Annotated in this window: 16 protein-coding genes; 7 read left to right on the top strand and 9 right to left on the bottom strand. The window is 62.2% G+C overall.

Translation table 11 applies throughout. From position 1 onward, the window contains the following. Positions 1–177: 177 nt before the first annotated feature. From NKJ06_RS21445 to NKJ06_RS21430, 4 genes are all read right to left on the bottom strand, one after another. A complete protein-coding gene (locus tag NKJ06_RS21445) occupies positions 178–1,206 on the bottom strand; it encodes an esterase-like activity of phytase family protein (protein WP_352635081.1) in 1,029 nt (342 codons plus the stop codon). Further along, positions 1,203–3,101 (bottom strand): cobaltochelatase subunit CobT, encoded by a 1,899-nt coding sequence (cobT, locus tag NKJ06_RS21440; protein WP_352635083.1) that lies wholly within the window; start codon positions 3,099–3,101, stop codon positions 1,203–1,205. The genes NKJ06_RS21445 and cobT overlap by 4 nt, the downstream gene beginning before the upstream one ends. A gap of 11 nt (positions 3,102–3,112) precedes the next feature. Further along, positions 3,113–4,099, bottom strand: coding sequence for a cobaltochelatase subunit CobS (gene cobS / locus NKJ06_RS21435; RefSeq protein WP_352635085.1), 987 nt, complete (start codon positions 4,097–4,099; stop codon positions 3,113–3,115). A 123-nt stretch (positions 4,100–4,222) separates the two neighbouring features. Next, positions 4,223–4,852, bottom strand: coding sequence for a J domain-containing protein (locus tag NKJ06_RS21430; protein WP_352635087.1), 630 nt, complete (start codon positions 4,850–4,852; stop codon positions 4,223–4,225). A gap of 181 nt (positions 4,853–5,033) precedes the next feature. On the opposite strand from NKJ06_RS21430, the gene NKJ06_RS21425 reads away from it, so the two are divergent. Continuing rightward, positions 5,034–5,336: a BolA family protein gene (locus NKJ06_RS21425; RefSeq protein WP_352635089.1), complete on the top strand. Its 303-nt coding sequence runs from the start codon at positions 5,034–5,036 to the stop codon at positions 5,334–5,336. Positions 5,337–5,352: 16 nt separating this feature from the next. Here NKJ06_RS21425 and NKJ06_RS21420 read toward each other — a convergent pair whose 3' ends face one another. Together NKJ06_RS21420 and NKJ06_RS21415 are read right to left on the bottom strand one after the other, a co-directional pair. Then, positions 5,353–6,906 (bottom strand): acetolactate synthase large subunit, encoded by a 1,554-nt coding sequence (locus NKJ06_RS21420; RefSeq protein WP_352810556.1) that lies wholly within the window; start codon positions 6,904–6,906, stop codon positions 5,353–5,355. Between the two features lie 196 nt (positions 6,907–7,102). Then, complete coding sequence (locus NKJ06_RS21415; protein WP_352635093.1) at positions 7,103–7,909, bottom strand: alpha/beta hydrolase; 807 nt, start codon at positions 7,907–7,909, stop codon at positions 7,103–7,105. A gap of 393 nt (positions 7,910–8,302) precedes the next feature. Here NKJ06_RS21415 and NKJ06_RS21410 point away from each other — a divergent pair, with 393 nt between their 5' ends. From NKJ06_RS21410 to NKJ06_RS21400, 3 genes are read left to right on the top strand one after another with little or no spacing between them, the layout of a single operon-like run. Continuing rightward, positions 8,303–10,252, top strand: a complete 1,950-nt coding sequence (locus NKJ06_RS21410; protein WP_352635095.1) for a PrkA family serine protein kinase — start codon at positions 8,303–8,305, stop codon at positions 10,250–10,252. A gap of 18 nt (positions 10,253–10,270) precedes the next feature. Further along, positions 10,271–11,578: a YeaH/YhbH family protein gene (locus NKJ06_RS21405; protein WP_352635097.1), complete on the top strand. Its 1,308-nt coding sequence runs from the start codon at positions 10,271–10,273 to the stop codon at positions 11,576–11,578. An 8-nt stretch (positions 11,579–11,586) separates the two neighbouring features. After that, on the top strand, positions 11,587–13,131 hold the full coding sequence (locus NKJ06_RS21400; protein WP_352635099.1) for a SpoVR family protein: 1,545 nt from the start codon (positions 11,587–11,589) through the stop codon (positions 13,129–13,131). 48 nt (positions 13,132–13,179) lie between these two features. Here NKJ06_RS21400 and NKJ06_RS21395 read toward each other — a convergent pair whose 3' ends face one another. Genes NKJ06_RS21395 through NKJ06_RS21385 form a run of 3 tightly spaced genes read right to left on the bottom strand, consistent with a single transcriptional unit; the run spans position 13,180 to position 15,844 of the window. Beyond that, positions 13,180–14,076, bottom strand: coding sequence for an HlyC/CorC family transporter (locus tag NKJ06_RS21395; protein WP_352635101.1), 897 nt, complete (start codon positions 14,074–14,076; stop codon positions 13,180–13,182). After that, positions 14,073–15,236, bottom strand: a complete 1,164-nt coding sequence (aroB, locus tag NKJ06_RS21390) for a 3-dehydroquinate synthase (RefSeq protein WP_352635104.1) — start codon at positions 15,234–15,236, stop codon at positions 14,073–14,075. The genes NKJ06_RS21395 and aroB overlap by 4 nt, the downstream gene beginning before the upstream one ends. Further along, a complete protein-coding gene (locus NKJ06_RS21385; protein WP_352635106.1) occupies positions 15,233–15,844 on the bottom strand; it encodes a shikimate kinase in 612 nt (203 codons plus the stop codon). Before NKJ06_RS21385 ends, aroB begins: the two co-directional genes overlap by 4 nt. A 210-nt stretch (positions 15,845–16,054) precedes the next feature. Here NKJ06_RS21385 and NKJ06_RS21380 point away from each other — a divergent pair, with 210 nt between their 5' ends. The 3 genes from NKJ06_RS21380 to NKJ06_RS21370 all read left to right on the top strand — a co-directional run bounded on the left by NKJ06_RS21380 (position 16,055) and on the right by NKJ06_RS21370 (position 18,175). Beyond that, positions 16,055–16,207: a histidine kinase gene (locus tag NKJ06_RS21380; protein ID WP_352635165.1), complete on the top strand. Its 153-nt coding sequence runs from the start codon at positions 16,055–16,057 to the stop codon at positions 16,205–16,207. Beyond that, entirely contained in the window at positions 16,208–17,125 is a 918-nt protein-coding gene (locus NKJ06_RS21375) for a site-specific tyrosine recombinase XerD (protein ID WP_352635108.1), read from the top strand. It abuts the gene before it with no gap. Between the two features lie 99 nt (positions 17,126–17,224). Beyond that, complete coding sequence (locus NKJ06_RS21370; protein WP_352635110.1) at positions 17,225–18,175, top strand: acetyl-CoA carboxylase carboxyltransferase subunit alpha; 951 nt, start codon at positions 17,225–17,227, stop codon at positions 18,173–18,175. Positions 18,176–18,352: the final 177 nt, after the last annotated feature.

The following is an 18,352-nucleotide window of genomic DNA, read 5'->3' as shown; positions in this document are numbered from 1 at the left end:
GGCGGGGGCCCCTTGTCGGGGGGGCGCCCCACAACCCCGCGTGGACCACCGGGCCCCCCCCGGCGGCCCGGGCTGGCCCCGCGTCGGTGTGGGGGAAGGCGTCCGGCCAAATCGAACCCGCGCCAAATCGAACCTGCCGTTGAGACCTTCAACTTCACGTTCGCACTGGAGTACCACTCAATCCTGGTGCAGAATAAATTCCAGATAGAGGTTACGCTGCAGCATCGAGTGGTTGTCGTCGGAAATCAGCGACACCATCAGCGCACCGTCGTCGCGGGTCCAGACGTCGAGCCCTTCCATGTTATCGATCTGGTAGCCCATGTCGGCTTCCAGCAGCACCGGCCCGTCGGCGACGGCGCCCTTCTCGACGCTCTCGCCATAGATGCGCCGCAGCCGCATCTTGACGCCTCTGGCCATCGAAAAACTGCGTTCCAGAAGCAGCAGGTCGCCATCCGGCAGGAAGGCACCGTCGGTGATGTCGAAATCGCCGTTGCGCTTGACGGTGAAGACGCCCTTGCGCGGCCCTTCGATGATGGCGGCATAGATGTTGCCGGCCTTGTCGAGGCTCTTCTCGGAGACCACGACCAGCCCGCCCTCATGCTGGCCGTTGGCATTGGCATGGGTGACGGTCTCGAAGCCGCGATTCTGGCGCAATTCCTGGGCCGGAACCACGAAATCCAGCTGGCTGAACGGCGCCTTCATGCCGGTGGGGTCGATCCTGAACTGGGCGACGCGGTGGTTGCGCTCGAAGCCGACGGTGGCAACACCGTCTTTGACCGCGAGACCTTCCGCATCGACCTCCCATTTCTTGTCGATCGGCCGACCGGTCTCGTCGACCATCTGCTGCATGCGAAAATTCTGAATGCCGGACGGCCGCTTGTCAGCGTCGCGAACCACCGTGCCGAAGAACCAGAACCCGGTATCGGCAACGCCGATGAACTCGCCGCCGGCTTTCAGGAACCGGAACGCCGACAGCGCGCCGAAATCGCGCGTTGGTGAGGTCATCTCCAGCCCGCCGACGAATTCGAGCGTACCGAACTGCTTGTCGGCATGGCCAATCTGAAATTCGGCAATCGGGCGGGCCGAGACTTCGACCGGTTCGACCGAGGTGGAATCAGCCGAACCAGCTGCAGCTGAAGCCGCGCCGGCGAACAGGGCGATGGCGGCGAAAAGCGTCTGCTGAAAGCCGCGGCGCGAAAAGATCATCCGGCGCGCCGCATACCGCCGCGCCGCGTATCCTTCGCGCTCTCCTCGGCGAACAGCGAAGCCAGCTGCTCGGTCATCGCGCCGGCCAGTTCCTCGGCATCGACGATGGTGACGGCACGGCGGTAGTAGCGCGTGACGTCATGGCCGATGCCGATGGCCAGCAGCTCCACCGGCGAGCGCGTCTCGATCAGTTCGATGACCGCGCGCAGATGACGCTCGAGATAGTTGCCAGGATTGACCGACAGCGTCGAATCGTCGACCGGCGCGCCGTCCGAGATCATCATCAGGATCTTGCGCTGTTCGGGCCGGGCAATCAGCCGGTTGTGCGCCCATAGCAACGCCTCGCCGTCGATGTTTTCCTTGAGCAGGCCTTCGCGCATCATCAGGCCGAGATTGCGCCGTGCCCGCCGCCATGGGTGGTCGGCCGATTTGTAGATGATGTGGCGCAGATCGTTGAGCCGGCCGGGATTCGGCGGCTTGCCGTCCTTCAGCCACTTCTCGCGCGCCTGCCCGCCCTTCCACGCCCGCGTGGTGAAGCCGAGGATCTCGACCGAGACGCCGCAACGCTCCAGCGTGCGCGCCAATATGTCGGCGCAGGTGGCGGCGACCGTGATCGGCCGGCCGCGCATCGAGCCCGAATTGTCGAGCACCAGCGTCACCACCGTGTCGCGGAATTTGGTGTCGCGCTCCTGCTTGAACGACAGCGGCTGCATCGGATCGATGACGACGCGCACCAGCCGTGCCGGGTCGAGGTAACCCTCTTCCAGGTCGAAATCCCAGGAGCGGTTCTGCTGCGCCATCAGCCGGCGCTGCAGTCGGTTGGCCAGGCGGCCGACGACGCCGGACAGATTGGCAAGCTGCTTGTCGAGGAAGGCGCGCAGCCGGTCGAGTTCTTCCTCTTCGCAAAGCTCCTCGGCGCCGACCGTCTCGTCGAAGGCGGTGGTGAAGACCTTGTAGTCGATTTCCTTCGGCAGATTGGTGAAGGGATTGTCGTTGCGGCGCGCCTCGCCGGGTGTCTCGGCGTCCGCATCGTCATCGTCGGACAGGTCGTCGGCTGTGGCGTCGGAGGCTTCGGTCTCGGCCGACTGCTCGTCATCGGCCGACGCCTCGGCATCTTCGGATTGCGACTGCTCGGAACCGGAATCCTCTTCGCCGCCCTCCTCGCTCTGCTCCTCGCCTTGCGGCTGGTTTTCGTCATTGTCCTCGGAGTCTTCCGTCTCCTGGTCATCGCCGAGTTCCTCGGCCATTTCCATGGAGGCGAGCATCTCGCGCACGACGCGGGCGAAGGCCTGCTGGTCACCGAGCTTTGCCGACAATCCGTCGAGGTCGGCCTTGGCCTTTTCCTCGACCCAGGGCCGCCAGAGTTCGACCAGCCGCTCGCCGCTTTTCGGGATCGGCCGGCCGGTCAGCTTCTCGCGCACCATCAGGGCAAGAGCTTCCTCGATCGGCGCGTCGGCCTTGTCCTTGACGTCGACGAGGTTGGCCTTGGCGTATTTGTCCTCAAGCATCGAGCCGATATTGTCGGCGACGCCTTGCATGGCGCGTGAGCCGATCGCCTCGACGCGGGCCTGCTCGACCGCGTCATAGATGGCGCGGGCCGCCTTGCCCTCCGGTGCCAGCTTGGTGTGGATGCGCACGTCGTGGCAGGCGCGCTTCAGCGCCATGGAATCGCCAAGCCCGCGGGTGATGGCAATGTCGGTCTTCGACGCCTTCTTCGGCAGTTCGGGCAAGCGCGCGCGGCTGCCCGCAAGTGCGGGCCTATCTTTGACGAAACCGACCTCGAGTTCCTTGTCGCCGGCGATGGCGCGCATGCAGACGGTGACGGCGCGCTTGAAGCTGTCGGCTTCAGACCCCGTCTTCGACTTGTTGCGCGTGTTGTCGCCCGGACCCGCCATCGAGGCTCTGCTTACCCCAGCACCACGTTGGCGGCGCTCTCGGGCAGATCCTCGCCGAAGGCGCGCTGGTAGAACTCGGCCACCAGCGAGCGCTCGAGCTCGTCGCATTTGTTGAGGAAGGTCAGCCGGAACGCCATGCCTATATTGCCGAAGATCTCGGCATTCTCGGCCCAGGTGATGACAGTGCGCGGGCTCATCACGGTCGACAAATCGCCATTGATGAAGGCCGAACGCGTCATGTCGGCGACACGCACCATCTTGTTGACGATCTCTTTGCCCTTGGCGTCGCGATAGTGCTTGGCCTTGGCCAGCACGATGGCGACTTCGTTGTCGTGCGGCAGGTAGTTCAGCGTGGTGACGATCGACCAACGGTCCATCTGCGCCTGGTTGATCTGCTGCGTGCCGTGATAGAGACCGGTGGTATCACCCAAGCCAACCGTGTTGGCGGTCGAGAACAGCCGGAACGCCGGATGCGGGCGAATGACACGGCTCTGGTCGAGCAGCGTCAGCCGGCCCGACGATTCCAGCACGCGCTGGATGACGAACATCACGTCCGGACGGCCGGCATCATACTCGTCGAAGCACAGCGCGACATTGTGCTGGTAGGCCCAGGGCAGGATGCCGTCGCGAAATTCGGTGATCTGCAAGCCGTCCTTGACGACGATCGCATCCTTGCCGACGAGATCGATACGGCTGACATGGCTGTCGAGGTTGACGCGCACACAGGGCCAATTGAGGCGGGCGGCAACCTGTTCGATATGGGTCGATTTGCCGGTGCCGTGATAGCCCGACACCATGACGCGGCGGTTGTAGGCAAAGCCTGCCAGGATCGCCATCGTCGTGTTCTTGTCGAACAGATAGTCCGGATCGATGTCGGGCACATGCTCTGATGTTACCGAATAGGCCGGCACCACCATCTTGGAGTCGAAACCGAATTTCTCCTTCACCGACACCGTCGTGTCGGGCAGGTTGGCGATGTCGCGATCGACCTTGTTCATATCTCTCAACGTCTCCACGGGCGAAAAGCCTGATTTCGCCGGCAATCGATTTTGTTCGGGGGCGGTCTTAGAGCCTTTTCCAATCTTATGAAAGTTGGAAAAATGCCCCGACCGAAAGGTCGCTCAGCACAGGCCCGCCTGTTTGAGCACGCGATAGGCCTGCAGCACATCGCGGAACCGGTCTTCCGAACCTCTGTCGCCACCATTCGCATCCGGATGGTGGAGTTTCACCAGTTCCTTATAGCGCGCCTTGATCTCCTTGCCAGTCGCCTTTGTATCAAGGCCAAGCGTTTCCAGCGCCTTGGCCTCAAGCGGCTTGGCCTTGCGCTCGCGCGCCTCGCGCGGATCCTTTGGCCCTTTGAACAGGTCGAACGGGTCGCGCATGCGGTTGTAGTAGCCGGCACGGCCGGAGCGCATCTGGGCCATATCGGGCGACGATCGCGTCGAGGGGCCGGTGGCGCCCATCTTCCAGGTCGGCCGATGGCCGGTCATCGCTTCCTTCTGGAAGCGCGCGACCTCGGTGTCCGGCACGCCGGAGAAATAGTTGAAGCCCTTGTTGTACTCGCGCACATGGTCGAAGCAGAAACGGAAATACTCGCCCTCCTTCATGCGCCCGACCGGCGCGCGATGGGTGCCCGCCTCCTTGCAGCCGTCCCACTGGCAGATCGGCGAGTGCGACTTCAGCTCCGCGTCCTTGTCGGGGCGGACGCGAATCTTCTCGAAATATTTGGGGTACGGCTTCATTTCACCCATTTATGGGGCGTTCGCAGATGCGAAACAAGAATTGACATTTTCGCGATGATCGCCCTAACCGCTGAATCGCGGCATAAAGCAGGCGAATGGCGGATTTTGTTGCGCGGCAGCGGCTTTTTCGAAGACCGATTTTCGGTTTCAAGGCTGATGTGCCAGCCATATGTGGTGAAGGGAGACGGCGATGTCCATACAGAAGACCATGGAAGACAAGCTCAACAAGGCATTTTCGCCGGACCGGTTGGTCATCATCAACGAGAGCCATCTCCATGCCGGCCATCACCACAACGGCTCCGACCATCACGGCACCTATGACGGCACCGGCGAGACGCATTTTCGCGTCCGCGTCGTCGCTTCCGCCTTTGCCGGCATGAGCCGCATCGACCGCCACCGCGCCGTCAACGAACTGCTTGCCGACGAGTTGAAGGCCGGTGTGCATGCGCTGGCGATCGAACCGGCGGCTCCCGGCGAGAAGACCCGCTGGTAGGTCGGTTAAGCCGCGCTCAGAGCACCGCTTCGATGAGGAACGGCCCGCGCCGTGACAAGGCGCTGTCCAGCAGCGCGTCGAACCGCTCGCACGTATCGGCGCGGGCCGCCTCCACGCCCATGCCTTTGGCCAGCGACACCCAGTCGAGCGGCGGATGGTCGAGGTCCAGCATGCGCCTGGCGTTCTCGCCGATCGCCTCGACACCGACATTCTTCATCTCGCCATGCAGGATCGCATAGGTCCGGTTGGCAAACACGATCGTCACCACATCGAGATTCTCTCTGGCCTGGGTCCACAGCCCCTGCACCGAGTACATGCCGCTGCCGTCGGCTTCGAGATTGATCACCTTGCGGTCCGGACAGGCGATCGCCGCCCCCGTCGCCATCGGGATGCCTCCGCCGATCGATCCGCCTGTGCCCATCATGTAGTCGTGCGGCGCGGCAAAGGCCGACAGCGCGAAGAAACGCAGCGCCGAGGTGATCGCTTCATCGCAGACGATCGCATCCACGGGAAGCTTTCGCGCCACCGACAATGCGATGGCATCTTCCGTCAGCTTGCCGTTCGGCGTTGCCTCGTCGGGAAAGGCGGTCGCGAACACCTGTTGTTGCGCCGGCTTTATGCCGAGTTCGTCGCGCAGCGCCTCCAGCGCCGCATGCAGATCGTTGCCATGGGCGGCCAGCGTCAGCACCTGGCACCCCTCACGGACAAGCCGCCCGGGCTTTCCCGGGTAGGCGAAGAAGGCAACCGGTTCCTTCGCGCCGACCAGGATCAGAACGTCGATATTCCCGAGCACAACCGTCGCCGCATCGACCGGATAGGGGATGCGGGTCGGCGCGACACGTCCGCGTCCGCGTTGCATTCGGGCGATCAGGACATCGCTGAAAAGACGGACATCGCTGCCCGTGGAAATCTGCCCGGCGACGGCAAGCCCATCGGCTCGTGCGGCCTTCCCACGTACGATCATGCCGGCCCGACCTGGAGCCGCACGGATCGCCGCGGCGACCGTGCGCACCGCGTCCATGTCGACGGCGGGCGGCGGTGCCAGCCTCACCTTGCCGACCGAAACCGCTCCAACTTCGCCCCAGGCGGCATCAGCCGGCAGGATCAGCGTCGCGACACTGGGAGGCGTCAACGATGCGCGCAAGGCCGCCTCGGTCGCCGGCGCGACATCGTCTGGGCCGCCGATGCGGCAGACCCAGTTCGACATCGGTGTAGCAAGGCCTTCGATATCGCTTGTGAGCGGAGCATCGAGCGGCAAATGGTAGGAGGCATGGTCGCCGACGATGTTGATCATCGGGCTGAGCGCACGCCGCGCATTGTGCATGTTGGCGAGACCATTGGCCAGGCCGGGACCGGTATGCAGCAGCGTCGCGGCCGGGCGATCGGTCATCCGGGCATAGCCATCGGCAGCCCCGGTCACCACACCCTCGAACAGGCCGAGCACGCAACGCATCCGCGGTTTGCGGTCAAGCGCTGCAACGAAATGCATTTCTGAGGTGCCGGGATTGGCGAAGCAGACCGTCACATCATTGGCCAGAAGCACGTCACACAGGACATCGGCTCCGTTCATGCAATTCTCTCCTGTTGACGATCGAGGAGCAATTCCAGGAAAAGTGTTAAGCTGTTTTCCCGGGAAAAGCGCATAGCGCTTTCCCTTGGGAATTGCGCCAAAACAAACAGATAGAGCAATGCACCTGCGGGCGCCCGCACGGCAATATCCCGCCAGTGCTTTTGGTCTGATCCAGTAGCTAACGCACGAGCTTCGATCAGCCGACCGTCGATTTCAAGAATGCCAGCGCGACAGCGGTCAGCGCATCGCCGTCGTCGCCGAAATCGCGATTGATCGACATGTGCGTATAGGCGCTGCCGTCGAACAGCGTAACCCTGGTGCCGGTGGCGCGCAGGCGCTTGGCAAAGGCCTTGGAGGCTTCGCCACGGCCAGGCGCCCGCGAATAGGCGATGAAGGTCGGCGGATGCTTGCGGCCGTCGACATAGCTGATGGGCGATAGTGCCGCCCATTGCGTAGGGTCGGAAAAGACCCGCGCATAGGCCCGCACCATGCCGCCATTCCTGGCAAGCGCTACAAGGTCGTAGGCCCTTGTATCATCGAGAAGCAGGGCAGCGACGCCGGGCAGTCCACCGCGCATGCCGGTCAGCGCAATCAGATGGCAGCCGGCCGAATGGCCCATGCCCACAATGCGGTTGGGGTCGCCGCCATGCCGGGCGATGTTGGCCCTGATATAGCCATAGGCCTTTTCGACGTCGCCGGCCTGGGTGGCGACATCGGCCTCAGGCAACATGCGGTAATCGATGGAGACGAAGCAGAAGCCATTGGCCAGCAGGAAGGCCGGTTTGGCGTTGACCTGGCTGCGTTTGCCGAACTGCCAGGTGCCGCCATGGACGAAAAACACGACCGGCAGGCCGGTTGCACCATCGGGGGCATAGATGTCGAGTTTGGCCGGCCCGTAATCGAAAGTTTTTGGCGCTGGTTGGCGTTGCCGCCACGCAGCCGATGCTCCCAGTGGCAGCATCGCCGCCACGGAAGCCAGAATGAGGCTTCGTCGATCGATCATCGTGGTCTCCCGACCGTGTCGGCCAAGAGTGCCCGCGCACGCCACGAGCGTCCAGTTAAGGATCGGCAATATCCAAAAATCTGGTTCGGCGATCGATCCTCGATCCGAACGCGATCGAACTGCCCCATCGAACCCGCATCGGGCGACAGCTCTCACCGCATCAAATGCACGCTCTCGGTTCAGTTCACGAAATCAATATTTGTCCTTGACGGCCTCATCTGTCCATCACCCCCTAAGTTATTGGATACGCATTCTAATCACATGGGGTGCTGTCCCGGGTCGATGCCAGGCGCACGTTCTCTCCTTCATGTGAAGGGAACCACAATGCACCCCCGGTAGTTGAATAGATTGAGAGCCATCCGGCAGCCAGAACGGCTTTGAGGGCGGAATATCATGCGTGAGAATCAGTCCGACGTCTTCGATCTTTTTTCGGAGATTTATGCGAACGCGGCCCAGGAAGAAATCAGCCTCCAGCAGTACCTTCTTGCCTGCCGAGAGGACAAATCGATGTATGCCTCGGCGCCTGAACGGATGGTCGAGGCAATCGGCGAGCCGAACCTGGTCGACACCAGCAAGGATGAGCGACTCGGCCGCATTTTCTCGAACCGCACCGTCAAGATCTATCCCTCTTTCTCCGACTTCTACGGCATGGAGGATACGATCGAGCGCATCGCCGGATATTTCCGCTATGCCTCCCAGGGGCTCGAGGAGCGCAAGCAGATCCTCTACCTCCTCGGCCCTGTCGGCGGCGGCAAATCCTCTCTGGCCGAACGGCTGAAGAGACTGATGGAGGAACGCCCGATTTACACGCTGAAGGCCGGCAACCAGATCAGTCCGGTTTTCGAATCGCCGCTCGGCCTTTTCAATCCCGATCGCATGGGCGACCTGCTGGAAGACAAATACGGGATAGCCCGGCGCCGTCTCAACGGGCTTATCTCGCCTTGGGCGGCCAAGCGGCTTGATGAATTGTCCGGCGACATTTCCAAATTCAGCGTGGTCGAGTTGAAGCCTTCGCGGCTGCGCCAGATCGGCATCACCAAGACGGAGCCTGGCGACGAGAACAACCAGGATGTCTCGGCCCTGGTCGGCAAGGTCGACATCAGGCAATTGGAAAATTTCAGCCAGTCCGATCCGGACGCCTATTCCTACAGCGGAGGACTGAACCGGACCACACAGGGCCTGCTCGAATTCGTCGAAATGTTCAAGGCGCCCATCAAGGTCCTGCATCCGCTGCTGACCGCGACCCAGGAGGGCAGCTACAACGGCACCGAGAATTTCGGCGCCTTCCCCTATCAAGGCATCATCGTGGCCCATTCCAACGAATCGGAATGGCAGCAGTTCAAGAACAACAAGAACAACGAGGCTTTTCTCGATCGCATCCTAGTGGTCAAGGTGCCGTATTGTCTGCGGACAACCGAAGAAAGACATATCTACGAAAAGCTGCTGCGGGAGAGCGAATTGGCCACCAGTGCCTGTGCCCCTGAGGTGCTGGACATCCTCAGCCGCTTTACCGTCTCGACCCGCTTGGCCAAGCACGACAATTCGCCGCTCTACACCAAGATGCGTGCCTATGACGGCGAGAACCTGAAGGACGTCGACACCAAGGCGAAACCGGTTCAGGAATATCGCGATGCCGCCGGCGTCGACGAGGGCATGGCCGGCGTCAGCACGCGCTTTGCCTTCAAGATCCTGTCGCAGACCTTCAACTATGACACCGAGGAGGTGGCCGCCGACCCTGTACATCTCATGTACATCCTGGAGGAGGCAATCAAGCGCGAACAGTTTCCGAAGGAGACGGAAGCGGACTATCTGGAGTTCATCAAGTCCGAGCTGGCGGCCCGGTATGCCGAGTTCATCGGCCACGAAATCCAGAAGGCCTATCTGGAATCGTACAGCGAGTATGGCCAGAACCTTTTCGATCGCTACATCGCTTATGCCGATGCCTGGATCGAGGATCAGGACTACAAGGATCCCGACACCGGCCAGATCCTCAACCGCGAGGTTTTGGACAATGAGCTGTCGCAGGTCGAAAAGCCGGCCGGCATCGCCAATCCCAAGGACTTCCGCAACGAGGTGGTGAAGTTCACCTTGCGCGCCCGTGCAAGAAATCACGGCCGCAACCCGGCGTGGACAAGTTACGAAAAGCTGCGCGAAGTCATCGAGAAGCGCATGTTCGGCCAGGTCGAGGACCTCCTGCCGGTGATCAGCTTCGGCTCCAAGCAGGATAGCGTGACGGAAAAACGGCATAATGAATTCGTGCAACGGATGGTCGAGCGTGGCTACACCCAGCGGCAGGTGCGTCGCCTTGTGGACTGGTACATGCGGGTGAACAGGGCGGGTTGAGAGAGCCCGGATGGTTCCATGCCGATCTTCATCGACCGTCGCCTGAACCCAAAAGACAAGAGCCTCGGCAATCGCCAGCGCTTTCTCAGGCGTGCGCGCGAGGAACTGAAGCGGAGCATACGCGATCAGATCCGCACCGGCAGGATCGCCGACGCCGACGCCGAGCACGCTGTGCCCATGCCCGAAAGAGGCACGGGCGAGCCGAGTTTCAACAACGCTCGCAACAGCGGCAGGCGCCAGCACATCCTGCCGGGCAACAGGCATTTCTCCCCTGGGGACCTGATCCCCAAGCCCGGCGGGGGCGGCGGCGCGGGAGCCCCGGGGAATACGGCATCTGAAGACGACTTTCGTTTCGTGCTGTCGCGTGAAGAGGTGCTCGATCTTTTTTTCGAGGATCTCGAACTCCCAGATATGGTCAAGCTCAACCTCAAGGAGATCCTTGCCTTCAAGTCGCGCCGGGCTGGCTTCGCCGCCACCGGCTCACCGACCAACATCAATGTTGTGCGCACGATGCGCAACAGCCATGGCCGCCGCATTGCGCTGAGACGTCCCAAGCAGGAGGAGTTGGACGCGATCCTCCAGGAAATCGCCACGCTCGAGTTGGTGCCATCCAGCGCAGCGGCGCGTCAGCGCATTGCGGCGTTGCGCGAAGAGCTTGACCGGCTGGAACGGCGGCGCAGGCGGATTGCCTATGTCGATCCGGTCGACATCCGCTTCAACCGCTTCGATCCCCGGCCTGTGCCGAACGCCAATGCCGTCATGTTCTGTCTGATGGATGTATCCGGCTCGATGGGTGAGCGCGAAAAGGATCTGGCGAAGCGCTTCTTCGTACTGCTGCACCTGTTCTTGAAACGGCGCTACGAGCGCATCGAGATCGTCTTCATCCGCCACACGCACCTGGCCCAGGAGGTCGATGAGGAAACATTTTTCTACAACACGCAAAGCGGCGGCACCGTCGTTTCCACCGCGCTGGAGGAAATGCACCGCATTATTGACGAACGTTACCCCGCCCACGAATGGAACATCTACGCCGCCCAAGCCTCGGACGGCGACAATTTCGCCGGCGATTCCGAGCAATGCATAACATTGCTCAACGGCAAGCTCATGCGGCTGTGCCAGTATTTTGCCTATGTCGAGATCATCGACGAGCGTGAAGCCCATATCTTCGGCACGACCGAAAACGGGACATCGCTATGGCGAGCCTATAGCGAAATCGACCTGAGATGGCCGAACTTCCAGATGAGCCGCATTGCCACGCCCGCCGATATCTACCCGGTCTTTCGCCAACTCTTCGGCAGACAGCCGGCTTCCCTCAAGAGTGCATGAGGGCTCCGATGGCCAGACAAGCCAGTAAATCCAGCCTGCTTTTTTCGGGGTCCGACTGGGATTTCAAGACATTGTCACGAACCTATGACGCGATCGAGGCAATCGCGGTCGAAGAGCTTCATCTCGAAACCTACCCCGTGCAGATGGAGATCATCTCTTCCCAACAGATGCTCGACGCCTATTCATCGGTCGGCATGCCACTGATGTATCGTCACTGGTCTTTCGGCAAACATTTCCTCCATCAGGACCTGCTCTATCGCAAAGGCGGGCGAGGGCTTGCCTATGAACTGGTCATCAATTCCAATCCCTGCATCGTTTATCTGATGGAGGAAAACACCATGGCCCTGCAGGCCCTGGTGACGGCCCATGCTGCGCTCGGGCACAACCATTTCTTCAAGAACAACCAGTTGTTCAAGCAGTGGACGGACGCAGGGGCGATCCTCAGCTACCTGGACTTCGCCAAGGGCTACATTGTCCGTTGCGAGGAGCGGCACGGCCCCGCCGCCGTCGAGGCTGTTCTTGATTCCGCCCACGCGCTGATGGCGCAGGGCGTGTTCCGCTATCACCGGCCGCCGAAGCTGTCGTCGGAGCGGCAGCGCGAAGGGCTTCGCGAGCGCCTCGAATACGAAGAACACTCCTATAATGATTTGTGGCGCACGCTGCCGCCGTCGCAGCGAACGGCCAACGACAAGGGACACGACGAGCCGGAGCGGAAGAAATCGCTCAACCTGCCCGAGGAAAACCTGCTTTATTTCCTGGAAAAGAACAGCCTGATCCTGGAGCCTTGGCAGCGTGAGGTGATCAGGATCGTTCGTGTCATAGCACAATATTTTTACCCTCAACGGCAAACACAGGTGATGAACGAGGGCTGCGCCACTTTCGTCCACTATACGCTGATGAACATGCTGTTCGATCGCGGCCAGATCAGCGAAGGCGCCATGCTCGAAATCCTGCGGAATCATTCCAACGTGGTCTTCCAGCCGGCATACGACGATCCGCGCTTTTCCGGCATCAACCCCTACGCTCTCGGCCTCGATATGATGCAGGACATTAAGCGCATCTCGACCGAGCCGACGGCGGAAGACCGGGAATGGTTTCCCGACATCGCCGGTCACGGCAACTGGCTTGAGGTCCTGCTCGATGCCTGGGCGGATCACCGGGACGAGTCCTTCATCCGCCAGTATCTCAGTCCGACCTTGATCCGGAAATGGCGGTTCTTTGTGCTCGGTGACGTTGCCGAACAACCGCATTGCCAGGTCGCCTCGATCCACAACGAACGCGGCTATGCCAAGATCCGCGCCGCGCTTGCCCACAGCTACGAGATCGGCGCGAACCAACCGGACATCCAAGTAATGGATGTCGATCTGCTCGGCGACCGGCATTTGAGGCTGCAGCACAAGGTCAATGATGGCATCCTTCTCGAGGATGCCAGCCGCGATGCCACGCTTCGTCACATCCGCAGGCTTTGGGGTTATGAGGTCAGCCTGGCGGCCGTCGACGCTGAGACGGGCGCGGCTATCCACGAACGCTCGACGAGCCAGATCGCAGAATGAGACTCCTTAGCTGCGCTGGTCTCATGGCGCCAAAAAGTGCGCAGCGTTTTAAGCGTCGCCGGCTGGCCTGATCCTCAGCCTGGCAATCCGGTTCTTGTCGCGCTTCATGACGGTGAAGCGCTTGCCGTGGAACGTGAAAGCCTGCTTCTCCTCGGGGATCGACTGCGTCTCGTGGATGACGAGGCCGGCAATGGTGGTGGCCTCCTCATCCGGCAGGTTCCAGTCGAGCGCCCGGTTCAGGTCGCGGATCGGCACCGTGCCGTCGACGACGACGGAACCGTCAGCCTCCTGCTTGACGCCCTGGATGTCGACATCATGCTCGTCGGCGATCTCGCCGACGATTTCCTCGATGATGTCCTCCAGCGTCACCAGCCCTTCGACCTCGCCATATTCGTCGACGACGACGGCGAAATGCGCCTTGCGGCGCAGGAAGGCGTTGAGCTGTTCCTGCAATGTCGTGGTGTCGGGCACGAACCAAGGTTTCGAGGCAATCTTCATCACGTCGATCCTGGAGAAGTCGTTGCCGACTTCGTTCAAGGCGCGCAGCAGATCCTTGGCGTGCAGCACGCCGACGATGTTGTCGAGCGAGCCCTTCCACAGCGGCATGCGGGTATGCGGGCTCTGCAGGATCTCGCGCACCACCGCCTCCGGCGCATTGTCGGCATTGACCGAGCGCATGTTGGTGCGGTGGACCATGATGTCGGAGACTTCAAGCTCGGCGAGATCGAACAGGCCGCCGACGCGATCGCGATCCTCGCGCACTATCTGGCCGTCGCGGCGGAAATCGTCGACCGCGCCGCGCAATTCGTCCTGGGTCGAGCGCTGCGGCTCGATGCGCGACAGCTCATAACCAAAAGCGGCAAGCAGGCGCGTGCGCACGGCAACGACCAGCAGGATGAGGATGGCAAGGACAGCGACGACGATCCAGCCGGTCTCGTTGTTCATTTCGGCCGCATCTTCTGCTTGCCCAGCCGGCTTTCCTGCTGGCTGGGATGGTTCTCTTTCAGGAACGACAGCACTTCCGATGCCGGAACATCCTTGGCGATGAAGGCCTGGCCGATGCCGCGCGTCAGGATGAAGGTCAGCGCACCGCGCGACACCTTCTTGTCCTGGGTGATGAAGGCAAGCAGCGCCTCGGCGCCCGGCAGATCGCCCGGGATATCGGCCATGCGCCAGGGCAGGCCGACGGCGCGCAGATGCGCCTCGACGCGCGCCGCGTCGTCAGGGCTGGCCAGGTTGAGCCGCGACGAGAACCGGTACGCCAGCGCCATGCCGATAGCGACGCCTTCGCCATGGACAAGGCGGGTTCCGTCATATTGGGTGGCGGCTTCCAGCGCGTGACCGAACGTGTGGCCGAGATTGAGCAGCGCGCGGTCGCCGGTCTCGAACTCGTCGCGGGCAACGACGTCGGCCTTGGCCCGGCAGGCTTCGGCAATGGCCTGCGCCCTCTCCGGTCCACCGGCAAAAACCTGGCCCCAGTTCTCTTCCAGCCAGGCGAAAAATCCCGGCCGGTCGATAAGCCCATATTTGGCGAGCTCGGCATAGCCGGCGCGGAATTCGCGGATCGGCAGCGTGTCGAGCACTCCGGTGTCGGCCAGCACCAGCTTCGGCTGATGGAAGACGCCGACAAGGTTCTTGCCGCGCGCGCTATTGATGCCGGTCTTGCCGCCGACCGAGGAATCGACCTGCGCCAGCAGCGAGGTCGGGATCTGCACGAAATTCATGCCGCGCCGCACGATGCCGGCGGCGAAGCCGGCAAGGTCGCCGATAACGCCGCCGCCAAAAGCGATGACAATGTCGCCGCGTTCCAGCCTGGCTGCCAGCACACCGTCGACCACCTCTTCGAGATGAGCAAAGCTCTTGGTCTTCTCGCCGGGCGGCAGCGTGATCACGGCGGGCTGTATGCCGTCCGTCTCAAGGCTGGCCTTCAGCGCATCGAGATGCGCTGAAGCGACATTGGCGTCGGTGATCACAGCGGCGCGGGTACCCGGCAGCCGGCGCGAAATCTCCGCACCGGCGCGTGATAGCAGCCCCGAGCCGATCAGGATGTCGTAGGTCCGGTCGCCAAGGCCAACTTCGACGGTGACTGGCTGATCCGCGCTCATGATCGCACCTCGCCTGTCGCAGCGGTCACATCGATGCCGAAATGCCGGCACAGCGCATCCACCACCTCGGTCGCGATGACCTCCTTGCGGTCGTCGCGGGTCGGCACGGTGACGTCAGATGTCGCGTAGACCGGATAGCGCTCGCTCATCAGCCGCTCCAGCACGGCGCGCGGATCGGCACTTTTCAACAGCGGCCGGTTCTGCTTCTTGGAGACGCGATCCATCAGAAGGTCGAGCTCGGCCTTCAGCCACACCGACACGCCGTGCGAGGCGATCGCCTCGCGCGTCTGCGCGTTCATGAAGGCACCGCCGCCCGTCGACAGCACTTGTGGGCCGTTTTCCAGCACCCGCAGGATGACGCGCTGCTCTAGCGCCCTGAATTCGGTCTCGCCATAACGCTCGAACAGCTCCGGTACGGTCATGCGCGAGACGCTCTCGATCTCCTGGTCGCTGTCGATGAAAGGCAGCGCCAGCATCGTCGCCACCTTGCGGCCGATCGCCGTCTTGCCGGCGCCCATCAGCCCGACAAAAACGATGGAACGGCTGCCGAGCCGGCCAAGCAGCGCGGCGTGGGTCTCGTCTGGAGGATTTGCTGGCAGCGCGTTCATCGGATGTTTCGAGGGCCCTCTTTGCCGGCGTATCGACATGAAAAGCCCGTTTGCGTCAAGCGTGGCAAGCACCTTGAGCCCGATATGGGCTGGCAAGGTCTGCGCCGGAAGTTGCTGACAGGCCTCAGCTTCTTCCTTGAATTGGCCGGATTGGCGTCCCATAAGGGGACAGGGTTTGGAAACGCAGAACAAGAAGACGGGCGAAAATTAATGCCGACACTGTTTCGCTTTGTCGTGATAGCAGCGATTCTGGCTGGCATTGCCTATGGTACGATGTTCGCACTGGTGATGTTCGTGGAGCCCAAGAAGGGAGAAATGAGCGTGCGCATCCCTCCGGAAAAGCTCAATCCCAAGAAAAGTTGAATGAACAGCGCCGCTCGCATCGAAGCCTTCCTGGAAATGATGAGCGCCGAACGGGGTGCCGCCGAAAACACGCTTTCCTCCTACCGCCGTGACCTCGAAGACGCCTCTGGCGAGATCGATGGCGGGCTCGCCGGTGCGGCAGCCGCCGATATCCGCGCCTATCTCGACGACGTCGCCGCGCGCGGCTTTGCCGCCACGTCGCAGGCGCGCAAACTGTCGGCGATCCGCCAGTTCTTCAAATTCCTCTACGCCGAAGGCCTGCGCGGCGATGATCCGACCGGCACGTTGGACAGCCCGAAAAAAGGCCGCCCGCTGCCCAAGACGATGAGCGAGGCCGACACCGGCCGGCTGATCGACCGCGCAGCACTTGAGGCCGGCGATTCAGGGCTTGGCGACGGTGAGTGGCTGGCGGCGCTGCGCCTGCATGCGCTGGTCGAGGTGCTTTATGCCACCGGCCTGCGCGTTTCCGAGCTGGTCGGCCTGCCGGTGACGGTGGCACAGCGCGACGACCGCTTCTTCATGGTGCGCGGCAAGGGCGACAAGGAGCGCATGGTGCCGCTCTCGGCCAAGGCGCGCATAGCGATGAAAACCTGGCTTGCTGCCCGCGCCAAGGTTCCAGCCTTTGCCGACAGTCCGTTTCTGTTTCCGGCCGCCTCGGACAGCGGCTATCTCTCGCGCCAAGTCTTCGCGCGCGACCTGAAAGGGCTGGCGGCAAGGGCCGGCATCGCCTCGGCGAAGATCTCGCCGCATGTGCTGCGCCATGCTTTCGCCAGCCATCTCCTGCAGAACGGCGCCGATCTCAGGGCCGTGCAGCAATTGCTCGGCCATGCCGACATATCGACGACACAGATTTACACCCATGTGCTGGAAGAGCGGCTGGTGCGGCTGGTCAACGATCATCATCCGCTTGCCGACTAGGCCTCATATCGCTATGTGAGGACGACGTTTCACCCCCCGGAGCCTTGGATTCAAGGGTTCCGTCAGCCATTGCCTTCCGATGTATCGGTCCGCTCACGCATGTACAATTACCTCGATTTCGAAAAGCCGGTGCAGGACCTCGAGGGCAAGATCCTCGAGCTGAAGAAGCTCGCCGAGAATGGCGAGGCGGTCGATGTCGGCGACGAGATCAGCCGTCTCGAGAAGCGCTCCCGCGACGCCCTGCGCGACGCCTACAAGGCGCTGACGCCGTGGCAGAAGGTACAGGTGGCGCGCCATCCCGACAGGCCGCATTGCGTCGATTACATCAAGGGCCTGTTCAACGATTTCACGCCGCTGGCCGGCGACCGCAATTTCGGCGAGGACCAGGCAATCGTCGGCGGTTTCGCCCGCTTCCGCGGCGAGCCTGTTGCTATCATCGGCCAGGAAAAGGGTTCCGACACGACCAGCCGCCTGAAGCACAATTTCGGCTCGGTGCGGCCGGAAGGCTACCGCAAGGCGGTACGGCTGATGGAACTCGCCGACCGCTTCAATATCCCGCTGCTGACGCTGGTCGACACCGCCGGCGCCTATCCCGGTGTCGGCGCCGAGGAGCGCGGCCAGGCCGAAGCCATTGCCCGTTCGACCTCCGCATGCCTTGGCCTCAAGGTGCCGTCGATCTCGGTGGTCATCGGCGAAGGCGGCTCGGGCGGCGCCATCGCCATCGCCACCGCCAACCGCGTCTATATGCTCGAACACTCCATATATTCGGTGATTTCGCCGGAGGGCGCGGCGTCGATCCTGTGGCGCGACACCACACGATCCAAAGACGCGGCGACCAACATGAAGATCACCGCCCAGGATCTTTTTGAGCTGAAGATCATCGACGCCATCATTCCCGAGCCGCTCGGCGGCGCGCATCGTGGCGCCGAAACCGTGATCGCCGCGACCGGCGACCTCATCGCCAGGACGATGAAGGATTTTGCCGGCGCCAACACCGATTTCCGCGAGCAGCGCCGCGAGAAATACCTGGCAATGGGCCGCAGTCTCTGATCGCAGGCAGCCTTGCTCGCCACAATGTGGCGGCACGGAGCATTTTTGCCACAAAAATGCCGCTGCTTTCAGCTCAATGGGACTGCCGTCAGGGGACGCATCGACACTTGCGGTAAGGAATTTGTTAGGGTTAACGGGCTTAGGGTCTGTCGATGTGCAGTGCAGTAGCCGGGGCGC

The sequence above is a fragment of the Mesorhizobium sp. M0293 genome (assembly GCF_040321735.1).
GTDB lineage: Bacteria > Pseudomonadota > Alphaproteobacteria > Rhizobiales > Rhizobiaceae > Mesorhizobium.
The sequence above is the reverse complement of the archived record's forward strand: the minus strand, read 5'-3'. Positions and strand labels throughout refer to the sequence as shown.